The organism is Nostoc sp. JL23 (assembly GCF_017115065.1).
In the GTDB taxonomy this organism is placed as follows: domain Bacteria; phylum Cyanobacteriota; class Cyanobacteriia; order Cyanobacteriales; family Nostocaceae; genus Nostoc; species Nostoc punctiforme_A.
The window spans coordinates 1-19,764 of sequence record NZ_JABXKN010000005.1 but is presented as its reverse complement, the minus strand read 5'-3'; the positions used below and the strand labels follow the sequence as shown (position 1 = coordinate 19,764).

Sequence of the window (19,764 nt, the reverse complement as noted above, 5' to 3'; positions counted from 1 at the left end):
CACCCTAATTTTAATTTTTTGCCTCTGAATGCTCTCAAATACTTATTTTTTCGTAGCTCCTTTTAGTGATCGCCTATTGTACCCAAGTTTCTCAAATCCAGTCCCCGTGAGCATTTGCCATTTGTGGATGAGTCTATTGGGGTGGGTTCCTCCTGGTTGGAGGCTGGTTGTAAAATTCCACTGATTTTAGCCCTGATTGGGCTTTTTGTAACTCTTTGGAATTATTACTGCTTTTCGCTAACTCAGATGCCTTAATGTATTCGGATTTAGCCTCCTTTGGCAACTTGGCCTTCAGATAGCGATCGCCCAGTACTCTGTAAAGAGTCGGATTTTGGCTATTAGTTGCTGTTGCCATTTTTAACATTTCGATTGTTTCATTTAAAAGATTTTCTGCCGTATAAATAGCATCTATGTCAAGAATAGTTTCATCTGGAGGTAGCCCTAAGTCTTTGATGCGTTTAATCTTTTGTGCAATTTGTTCTTGGGAAGCTACAGACAATACGTCCACAAACGTTTCATCATAGCTAAAAGCTTGACCATCAATATATGCAAAGACATCTATTGTATATGGAGTACCCGGTTGAAATTCTTTTTCATCACTTGGGTAGGCAAGCCGAGTTTGATTTACAACTTTTTCCCACCCAAACTCGTAACTTTTTACTTTGACTTTGTAAGAAGTAGCACCCTTAACAGCAGTCCAAGTTATTTCTGGACGGGAATTCAATGTTGATGTGCTATAGGGAGAAATGATTGTTGGCTCATCGCTCCCTTCTGTGCCACCTTTTCGTATATGACACGCATTAGTATTGGTTGGATTGCAAGTGGATAAGGCTTCGTCAGGTTCTGCACATTTATCAAGAGGAATAGTTCCACTAGATAAATTTAAAATGTTTCCAGAACTAAAGCATAAAAATTCTACATAATCACCATTCGCAACTTCTATCGTATCTCCCTTACAAATTAAGCTCCCTGCTGACAAGTGCTTGTGACCCTTACTTATTATCCTTCCCATTTGTGGATCACAATGAACCTGATTTCTTCTTACTCTTATGAGCGGTACATTTGCTAGCAATGGTAGATGAATTAGTATTAGAGAAGTTAAACAGCACATTCCCTCAAAAAACATCAGCTTTTTCATTGTTTTACAAACATAATTTGTTTGCTCATCTTATCATTTATCAAGTATGCGATCTAGCAGTTCTTGTCTCCAGCGAAACACCTCTGGTAGACTAGATTTAGTCAAGATACAAGCATCTATATAAGCTCTGGCGTAATTAAGTTGACCTAATGATTCTTCTATTTGAGATAGCAAACAATATGCATCTGTTCTTTCGCTATCTAACTTTGTCGCTTTTTCTAGATACTTTTCGGCTTCAGTTAACTTATTTTCCATTAACCTTGACCATCCTAAATCTTTATACAACGATGCTTGTAACTCTTTATTATTAGTTTTTTGTAACCCGTTTAAAGCTAAAGTAGCTGCCGCTTTATAATCCCCTTTTTTATTTTTCAACCTTGCTAAAGCTGCAACGGCAAATATAGCTTGATCGCTACTTCTAATAGCAATTTCATATTGCTTTTCTGCTAAATCATATTCTCCCTGTCCATCATAAAAATCACCTAATCCGTAATGTGATTCCCATTTGTTAGGTTTTAACTTAAAAATTATTTCGTAAGTTTTATTAACACAATTATAGTCGTATAACTGCTGACACGCAATTGCTAAATTATTATACGCAGTATCGTCTTTCGGGTTGTAATTTATAGCTAGTTCGTAATTCTTTCTAGCAATTTTTGGTTCATTTTGATGACGAAAACCTTGCTCAAAATAGAAACTAGAGATTGAATAAGTTAACTCATGATTAAAACTGACTGCTCCTTGAAAGTTTTTATCAGCTTGGGCTAACTGATTTTCTGTATAAGCTTTTTTCCCTTGGATTAAAAGATAATCTGCTACTACAGTATTTAATTTAGAATTTAATTGAACTGCTTTTTTAAAATTATTTTTAGCTTCATCAAATTTATTTTCTTGGTAAGCTTTCTTTCCTCCATTCAAATAATAATTTGCTACAAAAGGGAGAGAGCTATATATTATACCTACTAGACCGAAAATTCCCAATATCCCTAAACTAATTTTAAATAATTTTAATTTAACTAATCGCTGAATTTTTGTTTGAAGTGGTAATCGTTCTAATCTCTGAATTATTACTTGAGTGCTTTGTGGCCGTTGCCCTGGAAAAGGAGCCATCAAATCATCTATCAAATCAGCAATATTTTTATCTATATGCTGTGCTTTATCTCTCCAAAGTAATTTTCCTGTTTCATCGTCACTCTTAATCTTAATCAGAGGAATTCCAGTGACTGAATATACCAAAGTTCTACCAAGTGCATAAAAATCTGATTGTGGTACAGCTTGCCCATTAATTTGCTCCAAAGGAGAGTAACAAGCTGTCCGAACAGCGGTTACTTCATAACCCAGACTAGTAACCGTGCTAGTCCCTCCACTAGTACTAACTTTTGCCAAATATGTTTTTGTAATTTCTCTCGCACCTCCAAAATCAACAAGTGCTAGTTCTCCATTCGGTTGACAAATAATATTCTCTGGTTTTATATCTCTATGGAAAAAACCAGAACGATGAACTAGGTCAAGAATCTCAATTAATTGAAACAACCAATTGTATGCTAGTTTTTCCGTAATTTTCCCATGAGATTCTATCCACTGCTTTAAATTCTCTCCTTCAAACTTTTGCATTACTATACAAGGCAGCTTGAGGAGATCATCATTTAATGTAAAAGTAAAGTAATCTTCTCTATGAGACTTAGGAATTCCAGGATGCTTAAGGCTTTGTAATATTAGAGCTTCCCTATGAAATAACTCTGCGTATTTAGTATCATCATTCCAATACAATACTTTCAGTATTCTTGTTTGAGATTCTGACGAATGTATCCCAATATCTTCTACCTCAAATACATCCGTATAATTGAATTTACCCTGTATAAATGTTAACGGTCGCACTAAACGAATACGCCCGTTGATTAGCAAGGGATTACCACAAGATAAACAAATTTCTTGCTCATCAGGATTGTGGCGTTCCTTACAAAAAGGGTTTATACAGTAACTCACAAAATATTAACTGTTTGTGTAGATTTTTTGGGTTTATTGGACTTTTCATCAATTAGCCCAAGGGGATCAATTAAGATGTATTTTTTAATGACTGGTTGTAAAGTATACTTAGTTTCTTTTTTGTCTGGATCATTGCTCCTTTCAACTAATGAGCGTTGTTCTAATATATCTATGTCTGCCATAATTTCAAAAATAGATAAATGTAAACCTAATTGCTCTTTTAGATCATCAATGAGTTTAGTGAAAGGTATAGAAGTTGAATCTTTTTCTAATTCCTGCGCTAAGTAAATTAATATTGTTTTTTGAAGATTATTCAAGAAACCATTTGGCTCAAATTGCTTGTGTAGCATTGCTTGAAATCGAGAGCTAATTACAGTAGTTCTATATTCAAAAAAACTTTCGATGTTTCCTCCAAAGAAACGATGAATTTTCTCCGCAACTGCCTCTAGTTCTGATGGATTACCTCTATATATTTCAATTAGTTTTTTGCATTCATCTCCAGATAATCCTTTTTCATAGAGCATCTGCATGGCTGCAATGGAATCTAAACCTTCCAACTTCCAATATAAAAAAGGTAAATTAGTTGTTACATGGGTAAACTCTTTTAAAGGTATTTGGCTTGTAACAATTGTGCAGCTATATTTTTGCTCCTTTGCTAATTCAATAAATAACTTTTCATACCCTATCTTTTTTTTAAAACTTTCTGATGAAGCTAATTTTTCAAAACTATCTATTACTAATAAACAACGATATAAGGATAGATGTTTTGATATTAAAGAAATTTTATAATCTAAACTCTTATTAGTACCTTTTTCTATATTTAAAACTTCAATTAATTCATTAATTAATTCCTCTATAGAAGAACAATTATCAGCTTGTTTCCAAACAACATAATCGTAGAAGCTTGGGTTCTCAAAAATTATTTCTTCTACTAACTTAGCTGCAAAATAAGTTTTACCAATTCCACCAACTCCTATTAAAGTTATACAACGCTGATTAAAAAGTCTAATTTGGTTTTTTAGACAGTTTAGGTCTTCTTCTCTACCAAAAAAAGATTTTAATTTAGGAAATTCTCCATAAAATTTAGTTTTGCCTACTAAGGAATCGCTATTCAGTTTAGATGCTTCAAGTTGGACATAATGTTTTTTGATTTGTTTAAGTAAAATCTCTTTGAAGTGTGTTTTTTTTACCTTCACTCCACCGAGGGCTTCTGACAGCATTAACCATAATCGGGGGCCTACCTTCTGTTGCAAGTAATACGTATTGTATTCAGATTCACGCGCTATGTCAGTATAGTCTTTCCCGCCCCATGACCCTTTGATTATAAGCTTTTCGGGTACTGACAGACGAGTTCCCGTATGCTGAAGCACTTGCTCTTCCACAAATTTTAGTACTTCTTCTATATCTATTGTGTCTAAATTATTACTAGCAACCATATTAGCTTGTATCGCAGGTACACTATAGTCAATAGTTTATATTCATTTTTACTTAAATTAAATATCTACATTTTAATAATTCTTAATTAGATATCCTATTTCCAAATTGTCTGTTTAAGCTATAAGATTATAATGCTAAATTATACAGGTAGCAAAAGCACATCTTCAGTGTGTTCTCCCAGTTACAGTCAAACTAAGTTTATTGACAGACTTGATTGCATAGCCAATCAGTAGTTAATTCAGTAACTATCTACCCTTACTAATTAGTTTAATTAGTAAGTCTACAGTTGCATTAGATTCAGTTATACCTCTAAGTGTTAAAGCCTAAGTCTGACATTAATGCAGGTATAGGCGCTTAAGCCAAGCACGCTATATGAGGATCTTACAAATTCTCAGAATATCTCTTAATCAGTTCTTAACGGAGGTGGCAAGATTTAAAGTAAAAAATCAGGATAACGTTAGATTTCAGACGGACACAACTTCTGTACAATCAAGCTAGTTAAAAAGAGGCATGGAGGTGAAGAATTTACAAAAATACGCACATTTTACGCAAAAAGCGCCACTAAGGAGCAGCGCTTCGTGCGTTCTATAAAACCCATAGTTATCAAGAGCGGGGTTGATCTCGAAGGAACAAAATAAGTTGTCGTTGAAGTTTGGCGACCGAGACGACTACTAAATTTGTCCGAGAGTATAATCCGCGCTGCCAGATCCATTATATGATCTGCCGCTTGGAAAGTCCATTCCTTGCGGTATGTTTTGGCTGTCGAAATTCATAAGTTTTTGTAAAGTTAAGTTTGATGAAGAAAAATTGCGAATTTTATAGCAAAAAGCAGTAGCAGCGCGAATAACAGTTACCAGTTACTAGTTACCAGTTATCAGTTGGAATTTACAGTCCTTGATAACTGTCAACTGTTGACTGTTAACTGATGTAACCCCCTCTGAACTTGTAAACCAAGTAATCAGGGAAAAATATCGTGATAATAAATAGAGAATGCCTCAAGAGCGCAGTAGTAGAGCGCATGGGGTCGGATGGTGCGTTATCTGAGACTTGCCGCAGGAGCGTCTACGCACAGCAACTTTCTGCTGTGGCGTTGGCGAGTGGGAAAAGTTTCAGTAATATTACTTTGAGATTAGACACACCTCTCTCCAAGGAATTCCGAGGGGAGAACCGATGAATGCAGAGACAATTGAATACCCAAACAATCTCACGGCTGCTGAACACCATGAGTTAACAATTGGTAGTGCGATTCATCCGGCGCTGGTCGAGAGCAACTTCTTCCACATTGAAGGAGAATCAGTCTACGACTACCTGTTCATATCTGATAAAATCCCACGTAAGAATGCGGGTCGGGTAACAGATGGATACATAAAAATGTATCAGCACCTATTACTAGGTGGGACGTGGATTCAGTCACTTGACCCATTCAAAAACTGGCAACCGATGGAGTGGGGAAGAATTAAGCCCAACTTCCCGCGCTTTGACTGGGAAAAAGGCAAGCCAGTTAAGTACGAGTCACCCCCCAAAACCCCCAACCGCGTTACCTACTTTGATGTCGCTAACCCTATCTGGGACAGAGTTGCAAAGCGTTATTTAATTAAGCGCTATCATTCGCTTTTAGCATTGCGCTTGCTGGATCAACTCAATCCACTAATATTTTGGGAGTGGGTGAAACAGCATCCAGAGATTCCGATAATATTATGCGAAGGGGAGAAGAAAGCCGCTTGCTTGCTTAGTTTAGGGTTTGTAGCGATCGCACTCCCAGGAATTTGGAACGGGCGCGTGGGCAAACAGGATTTTGATGAACGGTTGCATCCAGATTTAATGCCCTTGGCACAACCGGGACGCAAGTTCATTATTTTATTCGATTACGAAACAAAAGCTAAAACCAGGTGGTCGGTGTTTCAAGCCACTGTTCGCACTGCAAAAGCAATCGAATCGGCTGGTTGTGAATGTGAAGTTGCATTACTGCCGGGGACAGAAAAAGGCGTTGATGATTTCGTGGTTGGTCGCGGTGAAGATGCTAACGCTCTACTGACCGCAATCATCGATGATGCTAAATCACTTGCTGATTACAAGCGCTCGTATCGGGCTAAAAAATGGGGACTAAGTAAATATAAACCAGATGTCACAGTCAATATTAAATATTTGACCCAAGCACTCTGCATTCCGGATCTGGAGGAAAAATGTTCATCTGTCCCGCCACTTTATGATCTGGCAGAAGAAAAATTGTTTACCCCAAGTGTTAGCTCTACAAGCTGTGGAGAGGTAGAAGGAAAACAAGAGTTAATAATTTCTGACTGCCCTGACCACAAACCCAGTACCCAAAATCCCAAAAAGTCTTTCCGTTTTCCAGAAAAAGGACTAGTCGTACTCTGGAGCGACATGGGCACTGGTAAAACTGAACTTATGCGCTGGTGGCGTGACCAAAACCCCGATGCCAGATTTCTCAACAATGGGCATCGCGTAAATTTGCTGAAAAATCTTGCCGAACGCTTGCGGACGGCGATGTATTCAGACTTGGGTTACACAGGTTTAGCCCAGGCTCAAGCCCTTAGTATTACTATTGACAGCCTGCATAAGCTGAATACTCAGTCTCTCACCTACGGCTGCATATTTATAGATGAAGCCTGCCAATACCTCACTCACCTACTACACAGTAATACTTGCAAACAACACCGTGCAGCAATACTTGAAGTCCTTGAATATATAGTATACAACGCGCCACTGGTCGTCATCGCTGATGCACACATGGATGATTTAACGGTAGACTTCTTTCTTGCAATGCGACCAAAAGGTGAAGTACCTTACATCATTAAAAACGAGTGGCGAAACGGTTCACGCACAATTTATTGGTACGAGGGGGATAATGAGAGCGCCCTAGTCGCCCAAATCTCGGCAGCGCTGATGCTTGGTGAGAAAGTTATGGTTGCCAGTGACAGTAAGCGTTTCATCAAAAAACTCGACAAATCCTTTACTATCAAGTACGAAGAATCTAACTCCGAAAAATCACATACACCAAAAAAATGGCGTATCTGGTCTGTTCATTCAGATAATTCTGGCAGTGATGAGAATGTCGCTTTCATCAAAGATATCACCAACGCCGTCAAAAACTTTGATGCCTTGTTCACCTCTCCCAGCCTCGGTACTGGTGTTGATATTTCGGAGTATCATTTTGACTTAGTGTTCGGTGTGTTTCACGGCGTTTCCCAAACCGCTACTGAGTGCGCTCAACAACTGTACCGTTATCGTCCAAAAGTCCCGTTTCATATTTGGGTGGCCCCGCGTCCTCCCTTTGGCTACCAAGATACAAACGCATCCAAGATTAAAGAGCGCTTGCTCCAAACCAATGAAATGACCGCTTTTCTGTTGCGGATTGACCGTCAAACAGGCAAGCGGGGCGCAGAGAAAGATTGGGCGCTTGAGGCTTACTGCCAAATTATGGCTAACCGCCACTATTCTCTTAATAATCTGCGTGATGATTTGCGATCGCTGCTCACCGAAATGGGCAATACATTTATATGTGTGGGCAGTGATGATGATACTCAATCCCGTGAAAGTTTAAAAGCAGCAGCAGAAGCTTTGGATCGTGCCCACACTTCGGCTGTTGCCAAGGCTAAGAATATTACTTTGAGTGAGTACCGCGCCCGTCAGAGCAAAGATTACCTTGACCCTAGCGAAATTTTTGAATGTGAAAAGAAACGCATTTCTGATTCTTACGGCATCGAAGTAACCGAATCACTTGTAGAAATGGATAAAGGTGGTCGCTTAATTAGAGCAATTGCTGGACTTGAGGCCATTTTAGCAAAGCCTGAAGAATCAATTGTTGACCCCAAAACTGGGCAAAGTTATCCTACCCCACCAACAATTGTCACCCAAAAAGACCGCACTGAGCGCGACAATCTACCTTTGTGCATCGACTGGGGTAATTACTCCGCACGGTGGCTGGCTAGATTTAACCTGGGGCTGCATCAGATTCTTAAACGTTTAGTGAGGGGTGAGGAATTTACCGCCTCGGATTCAACCTTACTCAAGATGACGGAGATCGCTATACATTGTGCTGCTCACGTCAAAGCAATTCTTGGGTTTACTATTCCACATGATTGTAAACCTATTTGGTTGCTAGGAACTTTAGTCGAGCAGCTGGGGCTAAAACTGACCTTCCGTAAGCAGGGTAAACGGGGTCAACAGGTGAAACTTTTCTCTTTATCTAAAGAGCAATTGGAATTTGCAATGCATGTAATTGCTCATCGTCAAACGAAGCGTAATCAAAAAGAAAATCGAACCTATTATGCTGCCGAAACCCCTGCTGTGTATAGTGTAAACCCTAATCACCAGGCCGTATCCATCCCCCCCCTTGATGCTATAGGGAACTCCCATTGCCAAGGGGAGGATACTACCGAATTTGAGTCGCCTCCGACCGATCGCATTACGCTACTCCACTGCGTAGAAATACTTCGATCTGGCATTTCTCGTGGAGTGGACGCAATTAAAGGCATTCTCAAGCGATGGCAGAGTGATTTGCGCTGGGAGGTGGTGCTGGAGTTGGAGACGGTCGCGGCAAATGAGCTACGTAACCTAGAGCAATCTGTGCCTCATTTTTATCAATGGCTCGATGAAGAGGTGTTGCCTATGGAATTGTAAATGGTTTTTTGGGAAAATCCTTATAGCCTTTATTGACCATCAGTCCTGTCTAGATCAACTAAGATGCATTTCCTGATCTATCACTCCGTTGATAACTTCGTGTTATCCGCATTTTGCTTGTCTTGATTGTTGCTGCTAATTGATGGCGGTGATAGCATCGACAACGCCGCGATCGCACCCCGGACTTGGGATGGTTCCACCTCCAGATAATTTTGCAGTTGCTCTAAGCTGCGATGTCCACTGATTTCTTGGATGACTCTCAGAGGAATTCGGGCATTGCTCATGAAAGTAAGTGCAGTTCTGCGGCAACTGTGTGTGCTTGCTCCTTCGATGTCCGCACGTTCGCAAGCTTGTCGGAAGATTAGGCTTGCATATTCTGAGTGCAAGTGACCGCGCCCCCATCGACCAGGAAACAAAAAACCGTCACGGGAGTTTGTCGGTTTGTAAGTAGCTAAGAAGTTCCTTAGTTCTGACAAAATCGGAATGCTGCGGGTAGCTAACTTTCCCTTGCTATTCCCTTTACGGATGATCAGCTCTGCTCTGATCCGTCCCTTGCTGTTATAAACATCTTTAATTTTTAGGGTAACTGCTTCATTGACGCGGCAACCCGTGTACAGCATCACGCCTATTAGGGTTCTGTCTCGCTCTGTGGTTAACCCCAAAGTAAACAGACGCTGGATTTCTTCTGCCGACAAAACCTTTGCCTTCCCGTGACGGTCAATTTTCACAGCCCCGAACCCCCGATAGTTAATCATCCTATCAGCGATCTGAAACATTACAGTTTTAAGTGAAGGAGTGCTGAGTAACCGTAAGATTTATCTTAGGGGATTGAAGCAAGGATGAATGCATTATTTCTCGTCCAATAATCTCGAAATAAATATTTATCAAACAGGAGTCAGGAGTCAGGAGTCAGAATGAATTCTGAATTATGTACGACTGGCAGATGAATAATCGGAGTTTTTGCACCCCCACAAAACAAGAAAATTTGGTGGTCAACAAGACCTGCGACGGTCTGAATCCCCGACTAATAGCGCCGGCGGCAAGCGAACGCAGGTTCGCTTTTAGCGTCTCGTAGAGAGCGTCTTGATTGCTGAGTCCTGAATTCTGAATTCTTCTTCAATTTTTTTTCCAGGGCTTAAAAGCAGGGGCAACTTTTAGAGACGCTACGCGTAGCAAGATCCCCGTAGGGGTACAGACTGACTGTACTGAATGCAATTATTGCTTTCTTACTCAGCAATCTAACTAGGTACTCAGCACTGTTTCGATGAGCAAAAATTAGATAAGGCAATCCTGCAAGCGTTTAAGCCTGAGATAATTTTTGATCGCCAATGGTAGCCGTTGGCAGTAGCATCTCTTCAAAAAAGCGATCGCCTCCAACGGGCGAGTACGCCATCGCTTGAAGAATGCGCTGAGGCATTTGGCGATGATACTATCAAGGTAATTCATCATGATGAATTACACGATTTAATAAGCGTGGAGAGTCCCCGTTTACCTAGATGATACGTGAATATGAGCAATACAGGGCGCAAAAAAAAGCTGGCATCTTTCAACTGTGACCAAAGGATTTGGGAGCAGTTTATCGCCCGTTGTAAGTCAAAAGGGACGACCGCAACAGCCACGCTGATCGAATTTATCGAACTCTACTTAGGCGATTCCCAAGATAAGGCTGATGCAATAGGTGGTAATAATTTAGACGAACGCCTAGATTCTAAGATTAAGGCAAGTGTAAAGGATTACTTAGCTACGAGTGATAAAAGTCACAGTAGTCCGACCAATGAAACGATAAAAGCTATTTGCTCACGACTTGATAAGCTCGAGTCAGAGTTTTTAAGTGAATCTAATAGCAATCAAACAACAGCAATTGATAATCTTGCCAATTTAGAACAAAAAGTGGAGGGGTTGACAGCCCGAATGACACAGTTAGCTGAGGCGATCATTAAAATTCAAGACTATCTCAACAACCAACAAAAGCGGGGACAGAAATCGTACTACAATAATTCATCCTTCAAAGCGCATACTCCTAGAATGCAACCGTTAACTGAAGAAGGTTTGGCTTCAAGACTTGGTGTAAGTGAGGAAACTGTACGTAAGGAGCGAATTAAACTCCCCCCACCGCTTTTTGTAGCATGGTGTAAGGGGAAGGATAGAGCAGGGTTGGGGTGGGAATTTAACGATCAGACGGGATTATATCAGCCAGTAAGTTAGTATTTTAATTAATTTCAACTTGTCGCGGCGAATGTCCGCTCTGCTGTTGCTGTTGCCAATTTTAATTTTTTAAAATGTAATAATTTCACAACCTGACAGCAATTCGTCATAAACAGTTAGTTGTTGTGTTTTTAAGTGGTTTGGCAATGAATCATCATCAAAGGTCAAAGTGACGATATGAGTATTCTTGATGCTAAGAGATGATTTGCTGATATCGGTTATTGCCGCACTCATACCGCTTCGAGTACCGATTAGATACTTCACCGATTGCCCGATCTTTAACTCTGCTGCCGGAATACCCATAGATATTAAAATAATTCGTAATTCGTAATTCGTAATTAAGTTTTGTAACGGTGATTTTAATTAGGCTTCAATTCGTGCGGACTGTATTGCTGGGGAATTAAACCCCTAAACTTTGTTAAATCAGTGAACAGTCAACAGTTATCAGTCCTGGCGGCGTATAGTGGGGAACTTAAACCCAATTATCAAAACTTTTAACTGATAACTGATAACTATTTAAGAGTAGTCTGGTTGAATGCGACCGTTGTTCCCATGTTGGGCATGGGTTTTATTAAAGGCGCAGAACTGCGTCAATTGCTGAATCAATCTCGTCAATTGCGGTAGTCTCATAGTGATAAGTATTAAAGCGAAACTTGCCGACAAGTTCGGGCTGTTTTGACGGACGATAACCATATTTAGACTCATACATTTGTAGTGCGAGACTACCAATAGTAGTCATCTGTCCAGGTGTTGCAGTTAGTTGGCGTTGTTGTAGCCTAGAAGCGACAGTAACAGTAGGGGAAGATGTTGTCGTACAAGCAGTTTTTCTGGTGTTGCTCAAACTCTGCCAGATTTCACTAAGTTGCTCAACAGGTGAAATGAGGAGATTGGTTAGTCCAGTAAAACGCTGGGCGGGTTTATCAGTAGCAACAGCAGTCTTCAATGCTTCATGCTGTCCAACTGCGATGAATGTACCCATTGCGCGAGTCATAGTCGTGTAGAGCAGCTGACGGGTTAACATCCGGTAATTAGCCCTGACCAATGGGAAAATCACATAAGGAAATTGGCTACCTTGACTTTTGTGGCAAGTTATACAAAACGAGTGCATAATTTGCTCGAAGTCTCCAGGATAATAATTAACAACAGCACCGCCCTCCCAAGAGATCGTAACCAGAAATTTTTCCGGCTCCACAGCAATAACCTGACCGATCTCGCCATTCATTACAGGCGGGACAGTTTCATAACGGTTTTTCAGCTGGATTACGCGATCGCCGACTCGGTAGATAACTGACCCAGAGACAACCTGTGGTTGATTTTCTTGTTTGGGATTAAATATAGGGGCAAGAAGCAGATTGAGATTGTGAACTCCACAGTCTCCTTGTTTTTGGGGCGCTAAGATTATTAGTTGTTGATTTAAATCAACACCTGACTGGCCAATAGCTTTAACCAACTCAACTATGGCTTGGGAGGTCGCTTGGGGCGAGTCTTTTTGAATCATTGCACAGTCACCGACATCCATCCAATCAGAAACTTGATTAAAATTGTGCAGTGTAGGGACTATGCCAGAATTGACATCATTAGCGGCATAAATAATCGGGCTTTCGTGCCGTTGGCGATAAATCGTCCGTAAGAAAGTTGTTGGCACGAGTTCAGAAACAATTAAATCTCGCAAGACCATTCCTGCGCCAATACTGGGCAATTGATCAAAGTCCCCTACCAGTACAATTCTGGTTTTTTTGGGCAAGGCTTTGAGCAGCGAATTGAACAGAAATATGTCAACCATTGAAAATTCATCAACGATTAGACAATCAAGATTTAGAGGATTATCCTCGTTATAAAGAAAAACCTGTTGATGCCCCTGCCATTGCAATAAACGGTGAATAGTAGTTGCTTCAATGCCTGTAGCATCTTTCATCCGGTTAGCAGCTTTCCCTGTTGGAGCGGCAAGTGCAATCGCTTTATCAGTATGCATGAACCATTCAACTAAGGTTTTCAGTACATAAGTTTTCCCTCGACCAGGGCCACCAGTAATAATGCTAATTGGATGTTTGGCTGCCATCATCAAGGCGGTGATTTGTTCATCACTTAAACGTGAAAGTTGGCGATAGTCAGTAGTTTGGAATTGGGCTAACCAGTGTTCTAAATGTTCAGTGGGGTGAGTCGGTTGCTCAAGGAGAGCAAGAATTTTCAAAGTCACAGAAAGTTCAGCCCGATAAGCAGCTTTGAGATAAACACTATTACCAACATCACCCGAAACTAAAGTCCCCTTGGAGAGTAACTGTTGAATGATTGTATTTAAAAATTGAACATCGGGCGTATGCTGTGGTGAAGAAAGCAGGTCAGTGGCAACACTTACTAATTGCTCAAACGGTAAAAAACAATTCCCTTCACGCAAGCCGGATTTTAAAACATGGATTAAAGCTGAGATATAACGAGTATCGCTGTATAGTGGGATACCAAGAGATATTGCTAGCTCATCAGCAGTCTTAAAACCGATGCCATCAATATCATCAATTAATCTGTAAGGGTTGTTCTGAAGTACATTTGCAGTTTTGTGTCCGTAATAGTCACAAATTTTCAAAGCTAACTTCAATGAAGTTCCCACAGCCAAAAGTTGGGTAATCACTCCCAAGTTCGGATTCTTTTTACTCTCTGACCAAGCTTTGGTAATACCATCAATCCGATATTGAGTTAGTCCGGGAACAGTGTAAAGCTTTTCGGGGTTGTTATCTAATATCGATAAAGTCTCACTTCCAAAGCAATTGACCAAAGTTTGAGCAGTTTTCTTGCCAATCCCACGAAATAGTCCACTTTCTAAATACGCCTCGATTTCCGGCAACATCAGAATCGGAAATTTTTCGACTTGAAGGAGCCTGATCATGAGTCAAAGAGTAGTTGAGAGATTCTGTTCTTATTCAAGGGTAGCTCTAAAGCTAACTCATCGTCCCAAATCGAAAATCCAATTGGCTTACGAAGTCTAAAGAATCTCCTTGGGCGATGAAAGCTGTTCATGGGCTAGAGCCTAAAATAGATGTGAAGAAATGTTTCTGTTAACGTCATCAAATTTAGCTTCAATACAAGGTTTAGTCATCTGCTAAGTTAATGGCAGTCAAGCGATGGCGTACCCGCCCGCCAAGTGTGCGATCGCCTGTTGCATTGCTCTCTACTAAATCCTCCAAAATATAACGATGATTGATTAAAAATCAAGAGACGGAAGTACGGATTAAAATCGTACTTTTATCTATTTCTTTGTCATTGCTGTTTGTGAGATAGTGGAAGCAATTCTCAGTTCGCAGTTAAGCATGGTAGTTTTGGTAAGAATAGATCGGGTATTGTGTGGGAATTTAATGAAACTTCGGGATTATGTAATCTGAGAAGTTAGTCGAGAGTATCCAAATGTTTTTTCAAAGTGTAGGGGCAATCAGGAGTTTTGATTCCACTGGCGTAAGGTAATTTATAGGATGCCCAAAGCTGCCACCGTAAAACATCGACTCCAATAGTTGAACTACCGAATTGTACTCGAGAGTCTTTGTCTGGATTTTGTATAACATTTTTGATGATGGTATTTATCGCTTCTATCTTGAGATTATTCGGTATGCCCATTAGTAGTTTTGTAAGCCACTGTTTGATTTGTGGTGACTGTAGCCAGTCTTTGATTTGGTCATCAGTGGGAGTTAGGCGATTGACTAATAGCTTGGGATTTTCGTTATCTTTATTAACTTGACTTTTGGATTGAAAGAGTTGCTGAAAATTAGCATCTGTGTTGGACATAAAAATAATTGATTAAAAGAGAATATCTCTATTATAGATAAATTGGATAAACCCGATAATAGCTAATATATTTTATAAAAAAAATAAGATGAGCAAATATAAAAAATTGATTTACAATGTTAAAATAAATTATGAATATTTGATTAAGTAAGTGTCTTATAATTAAATAAGTTCCTTATGCAAGTATCAAATAAATACTATGCACCCAATAGAGTTTAAGAAGAAGTGGAAATTAACTTATCAAGAGATGGCGTTCGTATTAGGATACGAAAGTTATGATACTGTCCGAAGCTGGTTCCGGTGTGGAAAGAAGCATCGAAATCCAATGAAGGTTGTTCATATAACTTGCTGGCTTTTGAATGAGAAGTGGGAACGCGAAGGAAAAAAAATAGTTGCTTTTTACCTATAAATATTTCCTAACTGGGTAAAATGTCCCCTTCCCCGCCACGAAAAAGGCGGGTATTTTATATGTAGTTAGAAGTTCCAAGAAGTTCTCAGAGTCATGGGGATAGGGAGGTTTACCTGGCAAAATGAAGAACTAACAAGACCAGAAGTTGCGGCGATGTTAAAGCCAAAGGTTTCTGCAAGACAACTACAAGCATATTTGAACATAGCTCGGAAGTACTTGCCAGAGTTCCAGAAATTCACCAACAAAAAAACAGGTGGTCTAGATGGCTATGCAAAGCTATACGAGTGTCACATTACAGTACTTCAGGAAATTCGCTCATTAGCTAGGGAACATACTTTAGCTGACATAGAAATTGAATTTCAACAACGAGCATTAAACAAGTCAGAAGTGGGAAGTTGGAAGTAGATTTTTTGTTACTTCCAACTTCGGTAATAAGGTGATTTTTAGATTTTTCCTAGAACAATGAAAAAAGGAGTAATTGCCTTGGCATCTAACAATTCTGTGCGAAGAACACAAACTCAAGTTCTGGCTAAGGCGCTCGCGACGATTGGGCGCAAGTATCAGCATCACATTTACGCGGCAGGTACGGCGACAATCATTGTCATGCAGTCAATGCCCTCTTATGGGTGGGGCTTGTTCGATTCGGCTCAGACAGCAATGACTTGTATGTTCGGCGGCGCTGGTGGTATTGGTGGCGGTGGTGCGGCGGCAGCTAGTACTGCCATTAAAGCACTTCCGGCAGTTATTAATGCAACCATCACAGTGCTTTTGTTTGTATACTTTGTGGCTTCTGGGCTTAAGGTTGCCAACGGCATTGGTGAAGGGCAGGAAGTAACGCAGATGGTTCAACAGCCCGTAGGCGTATTTTTCATAATCCTGGTGCTTTGGATTGCTCAAAGTATCTTATTTAACGGCGTTACAGCCGCTTGCTAGTGATGAGCGAGTATAATAAATCGCCCATGAAACGGGTGAATCAGTCACTTGGTCAAAATGCAACAATAGGCATTTTTACTGGCTTTCAATTTGCAGTCGCCTTATTTATGTTTGGCGTGGGCTTCATCATAGCGATTATGTTTGGGGCGGGAATAGTTTGGGGACTGCTGGCTGGGGTTTGGTTGAGTGCCACGGTGATAGTTTTATCTGGCAAGCGTCCTTACTTGTTCTGGTCAAGAGTGTTCCCAAGCGTTCCAGTTTTCACTCGTGGCTATGTCAGATATTCTTCGCCCCAAAACAAAAAAAGGGCGGGTTCAAAGGGGATGCCTAAACTATGGTAAAAAGCAGCATTCGTAATCAAAAAATAGTACCCTTTGAAGACTTTCTAGACCTAGCAACTTTAGTGAAATTGAAAAAGGGTAACTATGAAATTGGGGCTTACTTGTTGAGCAAAAAACAAGTAAGCGATACTAACAACACCCTGCAATTAGTATTCGGATATGAATGCACTGGCTTTCACCCACTGTTTAATTCATCAGAGAGACTAGAGGCGATGGCCAAGGCTTTTGAGAACGGCTGTAAAGAGTTCTCCGAGGGTGAGAAATTCACCTTTCGTTGGTCTTCGTTTTGCGATGAAGACAAAGTGATTGAAAGCTATCGCCAGAGGCTAGCTAGCCCTGTATCTCCTGAGAGTGAGTTTCTTGATTGGGGGCAAGTTGCCCGAATGCAGGAACTGACACGTAATCATCAGCGCAAGGATATCAAGCTCAGTATTTACACGACTTTTACTGTTCGCCCAGGAGGTACCGAAGGTGGTGACGCGGTAGATAGAGCGATAGTTAAGCTGGCGAACTTTTTACAGCGCAAATTCACCCCAACAGGAGCAACCGAACTCACTATTCAAAACTTAATTCAAGTTCTTGAAAAAGCGATAATTGTCTCTTTACGCCATCAACAAATACTATCGGAAATGGGTTTATTTCCCTCGCCCAAATCAGACAAGCAATTGTGGGGCGACCTAGTTGATAGAATGGGTGCAAAGGCTGTAAAAGTGCCCCATACCTTGGTTTATGATACTGGTGAATTAAGGGAGGAGATTAACGAAGCCGCACCCAACCCATCGCGGTATAACGACCAATTACACGCGACATCGGTACTTCTGAATAACGGCATACCTCATGCTGATAGACGATGGGTATGTTTGCCCCACCAGAGTACTGACAAAAAGAAGTATATCGGCGTAATGACGCTTGCCCAAAAACCAGAGGTATTTGCTTCAACCTATCAGCAAATACGCTTTTTATGGGACGTATTCTCACGCGAGGTTATTTATGATGTCGAGATAATAACAGAGATTAGCCCAGCCGATCAAAAAATGATTAGGCTTACCCAACAATTAATTACGAGGCGGTCAATAAATGCCTCCGCTAGCGCCAGCAAAAAGACTATTGACGTAGGAGCGCAAATTAATACGGAGCGGTCAGTCGATGCTCAGAAGCAGCTTTATACGGGTGATGTCCCGGAAAATGTAGCTGTCATAATCCTTGTTTATCGCAATTCTCCTTCCGAAATTGACGACGCTTGCAGGCTGATTTCAGGGTATATCAATCAGCCGGCTGAGTTGATTAGAGAAATGCAATATACATGGTCAATCTGGCTTGAAACTTTGCTGTTGAGACAGCGACCACAACTGACTTTTCCTTTCAACAGACGCGCCACTTTCTTTGCCAGTGAAGTAATTGGTTTAACGCCAGTCGTTCAAACAGCGCACGGTGATAAACAAGGCTTTGAATTAGTAGCTGATGAGGGTCAATCGTCAGTCTATATCGATTTGTCAAAGCCGAAAAACATGATGGTAATCGGCACTACCGGGAGTGGGAAATCGGTAATTATCGCCTCTATTATTTATCAATGCTTGGCGTTGGGAATGTCAGTATTAATGATTGACTTGCCCAATGATGATGGTTCAGGAACCTTTGGAGACTTCACGCCCTACTTTAATGGATTTTACTTTGATATCTCAAAGGAATCAAACAACCTTGTACAACCGCTAGACCTATCAAAGCTTCCTGAGTCGCAGTGGGAGGAAAGGACAAAAGCCCATCGGAATGATATTAATTTAATCGTACTTCAATTAGTTTTAGGAACGCAAAAGTTTGATGGGTTGCTATCACAAACTATAGAATCTGTAATCCCTTTGGGTACAAAAGCCTTTTACGAAGATGCCGACATCAAGGAGCGATTTGAATTAGCGCGAAAAGCAGGGATAAACACCCCAGAGTGGGCGAATACCCCGACATTGGCAGATATGGAGAAATTCTTCTCGCTTGGGTACATTTATTTAGGCTATCAGGACGACAATGTAGAAAAAGCGTTAAATTACATCCGCTTGCGGTTACAGTACTGGCAGGCTAGTAGCATTGGTAGCGCTATCTGCAAGCCTTCAACCTTCCAAGCAGATAGCCAGTTGATTACCTTTGCTCTGACTAATCTGCAATCAGGAAAGGATGCAGAAGTGTTCGGGATGAGTGCATATATCGCCGCGTCCCGTCAATCTCTCTCCTCGCCCAATAGTGTATTTTTCATGGATGAGGCTAGCGTATTGCTGGGATTTTCCGCATTATCGCGGCTTGCGGGTCGTAAATGCGCCACGGCTCGAAAGCAAGGCTGTCGGGTGTTTCTGGCGGCACAGGACGTTATCTCTATCGCCAAATCCTCAGCAGGAGAACAAATATTACAAAATATGCCATTGCGATTGATTGGGCGTATTGTCCCAGGCGCGGCTAATAGTTTCTCTGAGTTGCTGGGTATCCCTAGAGAAATTATCGATAAAAACGAAAGCTTTGTCCCTAATATTCAGCAGCTATATACTTTGTGGCTGTTGGACTACAACAACAAATATGTGCGCTGCCGCTATTATCCCTCCTATCCCCTGCTGGCGTTGGTTGCCAATAGCAGAGAAGAACAAGCCACGCGAGATAAATTCAAGAAAATTCACAGCGACAAGTTCACATGGGTGGCAGAATTTTCTAAATATTATGTCGAGTGTATCAAACAGGGAAAACCATTATGAAGGTTCTATCATCAGTCATTCAAAATAAGCTATTGGTGGCAATACTAGCAGGTGTCGTGTCAATAGGAGGCTTCCAGGTTTGGCAATACAATCAAGCTCAATACGCAAAATTTATTGGCTCTCCCAGACTAAATATGTTAAATTAACAACAGAAATGCCAGTTTAGTAAAA

At 40.7% G+C, this 19,764-nt stretch carries 13 protein-coding genes; 6 read left to right on the top strand and 7 right to left on the bottom strand.

What is annotated here, in order from left to right; all coding sequences use genetic code 11:
- Nucleotides 1–133 precede the first annotated feature (133 nt).
- The 3 genes from HWQ42_RS00325 to HWQ42_RS00315 all read right to left on the bottom strand — a co-directional run bounded on the left by HWQ42_RS00325 (nt 134) and on the right by HWQ42_RS00315 (nt 4,560).
- On the bottom strand, nt 134–1,012 hold the full coding sequence (locus HWQ42_RS00325) for a hypothetical protein (protein WP_292808299.1): 879 nt from the start codon (nt 1,010–1,012) through the stop codon (nt 134–136).
- Between the two features lie 159 nt (nt 1,013–1,171).
- Entirely contained in the window at nt 1,172–3,124 is a 1,953-nt protein-coding gene (locus tag HWQ42_RS00320) for a serine/threonine-protein kinase (RefSeq protein ID WP_292808297.1), read from the bottom strand.
- The gene (locus HWQ42_RS00315; RefSeq protein WP_292808295.1) at nt 3,121–4,560 is read right to left on the bottom strand and encodes an NB-ARC domain-containing protein; all 1,440 of its coding nucleotides are present in this window, start codon (nt 4,558–4,560) and stop codon (nt 3,121–3,123) included. The genes HWQ42_RS00320 and HWQ42_RS00315 overlap by 4 nt, the downstream gene beginning before the upstream one ends.
- Before the next feature lie 1,171 nt (nt 4,561–5,731).
- Between HWQ42_RS00315 and HWQ42_RS00310 the strand changes: the two genes are divergently transcribed.
- Entirely contained in the window at nt 5,732–9,202 is a 3,471-nt protein-coding gene (locus HWQ42_RS00310) for a plasmid replication protein, CyRepA1 family (protein ID WP_292808293.1), read from the top strand.
- An 80-nt stretch (nt 9,203–9,282) separates the two neighbouring features.
- Here HWQ42_RS00310 and HWQ42_RS00305 read toward each other — a convergent pair whose 3' ends face one another.
- Nucleotides 9,283–9,957 carry a tyrosine-type recombinase/integrase gene (locus HWQ42_RS00305; RefSeq protein WP_367119028.1) on the bottom strand — a complete coding sequence of 225 codons (675 nt, stop codon included), beginning with the start codon at nt 9,955–9,957 and terminating at the stop codon, nt 9,283–9,285.
- A gap of 754 nt (nt 9,958–10,711) precedes the next feature.
- Between HWQ42_RS00305 and HWQ42_RS00300 the strand changes: the two genes are divergently transcribed.
- On the top strand, nt 10,712–11,407 hold the full coding sequence (locus tag HWQ42_RS00300) for a hypothetical protein (RefSeq protein ID WP_292808291.1): 696 nt from the start codon (nt 10,712–10,714) through the stop codon (nt 11,405–11,407).
- A 69-nt stretch (nt 11,408–11,476) separates the two neighbouring features.
- On the opposite strand, the gene HWQ42_RS00295 is transcribed toward HWQ42_RS00300, so the two are convergent.
- The 3 genes from HWQ42_RS00295 to HWQ42_RS00285 all read right to left on the bottom strand — a co-directional run bounded on the left by HWQ42_RS00295 (nt 11,477) and on the right by HWQ42_RS00285 (nt 15,178).
- Nucleotides 11,477–11,710, bottom strand: a complete 234-nt coding sequence (locus tag HWQ42_RS00295; protein WP_292808289.1) for a hypothetical protein — start codon at nt 11,708–11,710, stop codon at nt 11,477–11,479.
- Between the two features lie 268 nt (nt 11,711–11,978).
- Nucleotides 11,979–14,288, bottom strand: a complete 2,310-nt coding sequence (locus HWQ42_RS00290; RefSeq protein WP_292808287.1) for an ATP-dependent RecD-like DNA helicase — start codon at nt 14,286–14,288, stop codon at nt 11,979–11,981.
- 497 nt (nt 14,289–14,785) lie between these two features.
- Nucleotides 14,786–15,178 (bottom strand): hypothetical protein, encoded by a 393-nt coding sequence (locus tag HWQ42_RS00285; RefSeq protein ID WP_292808285.1) that lies wholly within the window; start codon nt 15,176–15,178, stop codon nt 14,786–14,788.
- 502 nt (nt 15,179–15,680) lie between these two features.
- On the opposite strand from HWQ42_RS00285, the gene HWQ42_RS00280 reads away from it, so the two are divergent.
- The 4 genes from HWQ42_RS00280 to HWQ42_RS00265 are packed head-to-tail and all read left to right on the top strand — an operon-like array spanning nt 15,681 to nt 19,593.
- On the top strand, nt 15,681–15,992 hold the full coding sequence (locus HWQ42_RS00280; RefSeq protein WP_190900919.1) for a hypothetical protein: 312 nt from the start codon (nt 15,681–15,683) through the stop codon (nt 15,990–15,992).
- A gap of 57 nt (nt 15,993–16,049) precedes the next feature.
- The gene (locus HWQ42_RS00275) at nt 16,050–16,520 is read left to right on the top strand and encodes a hypothetical protein (protein WP_292808282.1); all 471 of its coding nucleotides are present in this window, start codon (nt 16,050–16,052) and stop codon (nt 16,518–16,520) included.
- Between the two features lie 2 nt (nt 16,521–16,522).
- Nucleotides 16,523–16,861: a hypothetical protein gene (locus HWQ42_RS00270; protein WP_163934752.1), complete on the top strand. Its 339-nt coding sequence runs from the start codon at nt 16,523–16,525 to the stop codon at nt 16,859–16,861.
- Entirely contained in the window at nt 16,855–19,593 is a 2,739-nt protein-coding gene (locus HWQ42_RS00265) for a DUF87 domain-containing protein (RefSeq protein ID WP_292808280.1), read from the top strand. The genes HWQ42_RS00270 and HWQ42_RS00265 overlap by 7 nt, the downstream gene beginning before the upstream one ends.
- The last annotated feature ends 171 nt before the right edge of the window (nt 19,594–19,764 follow it).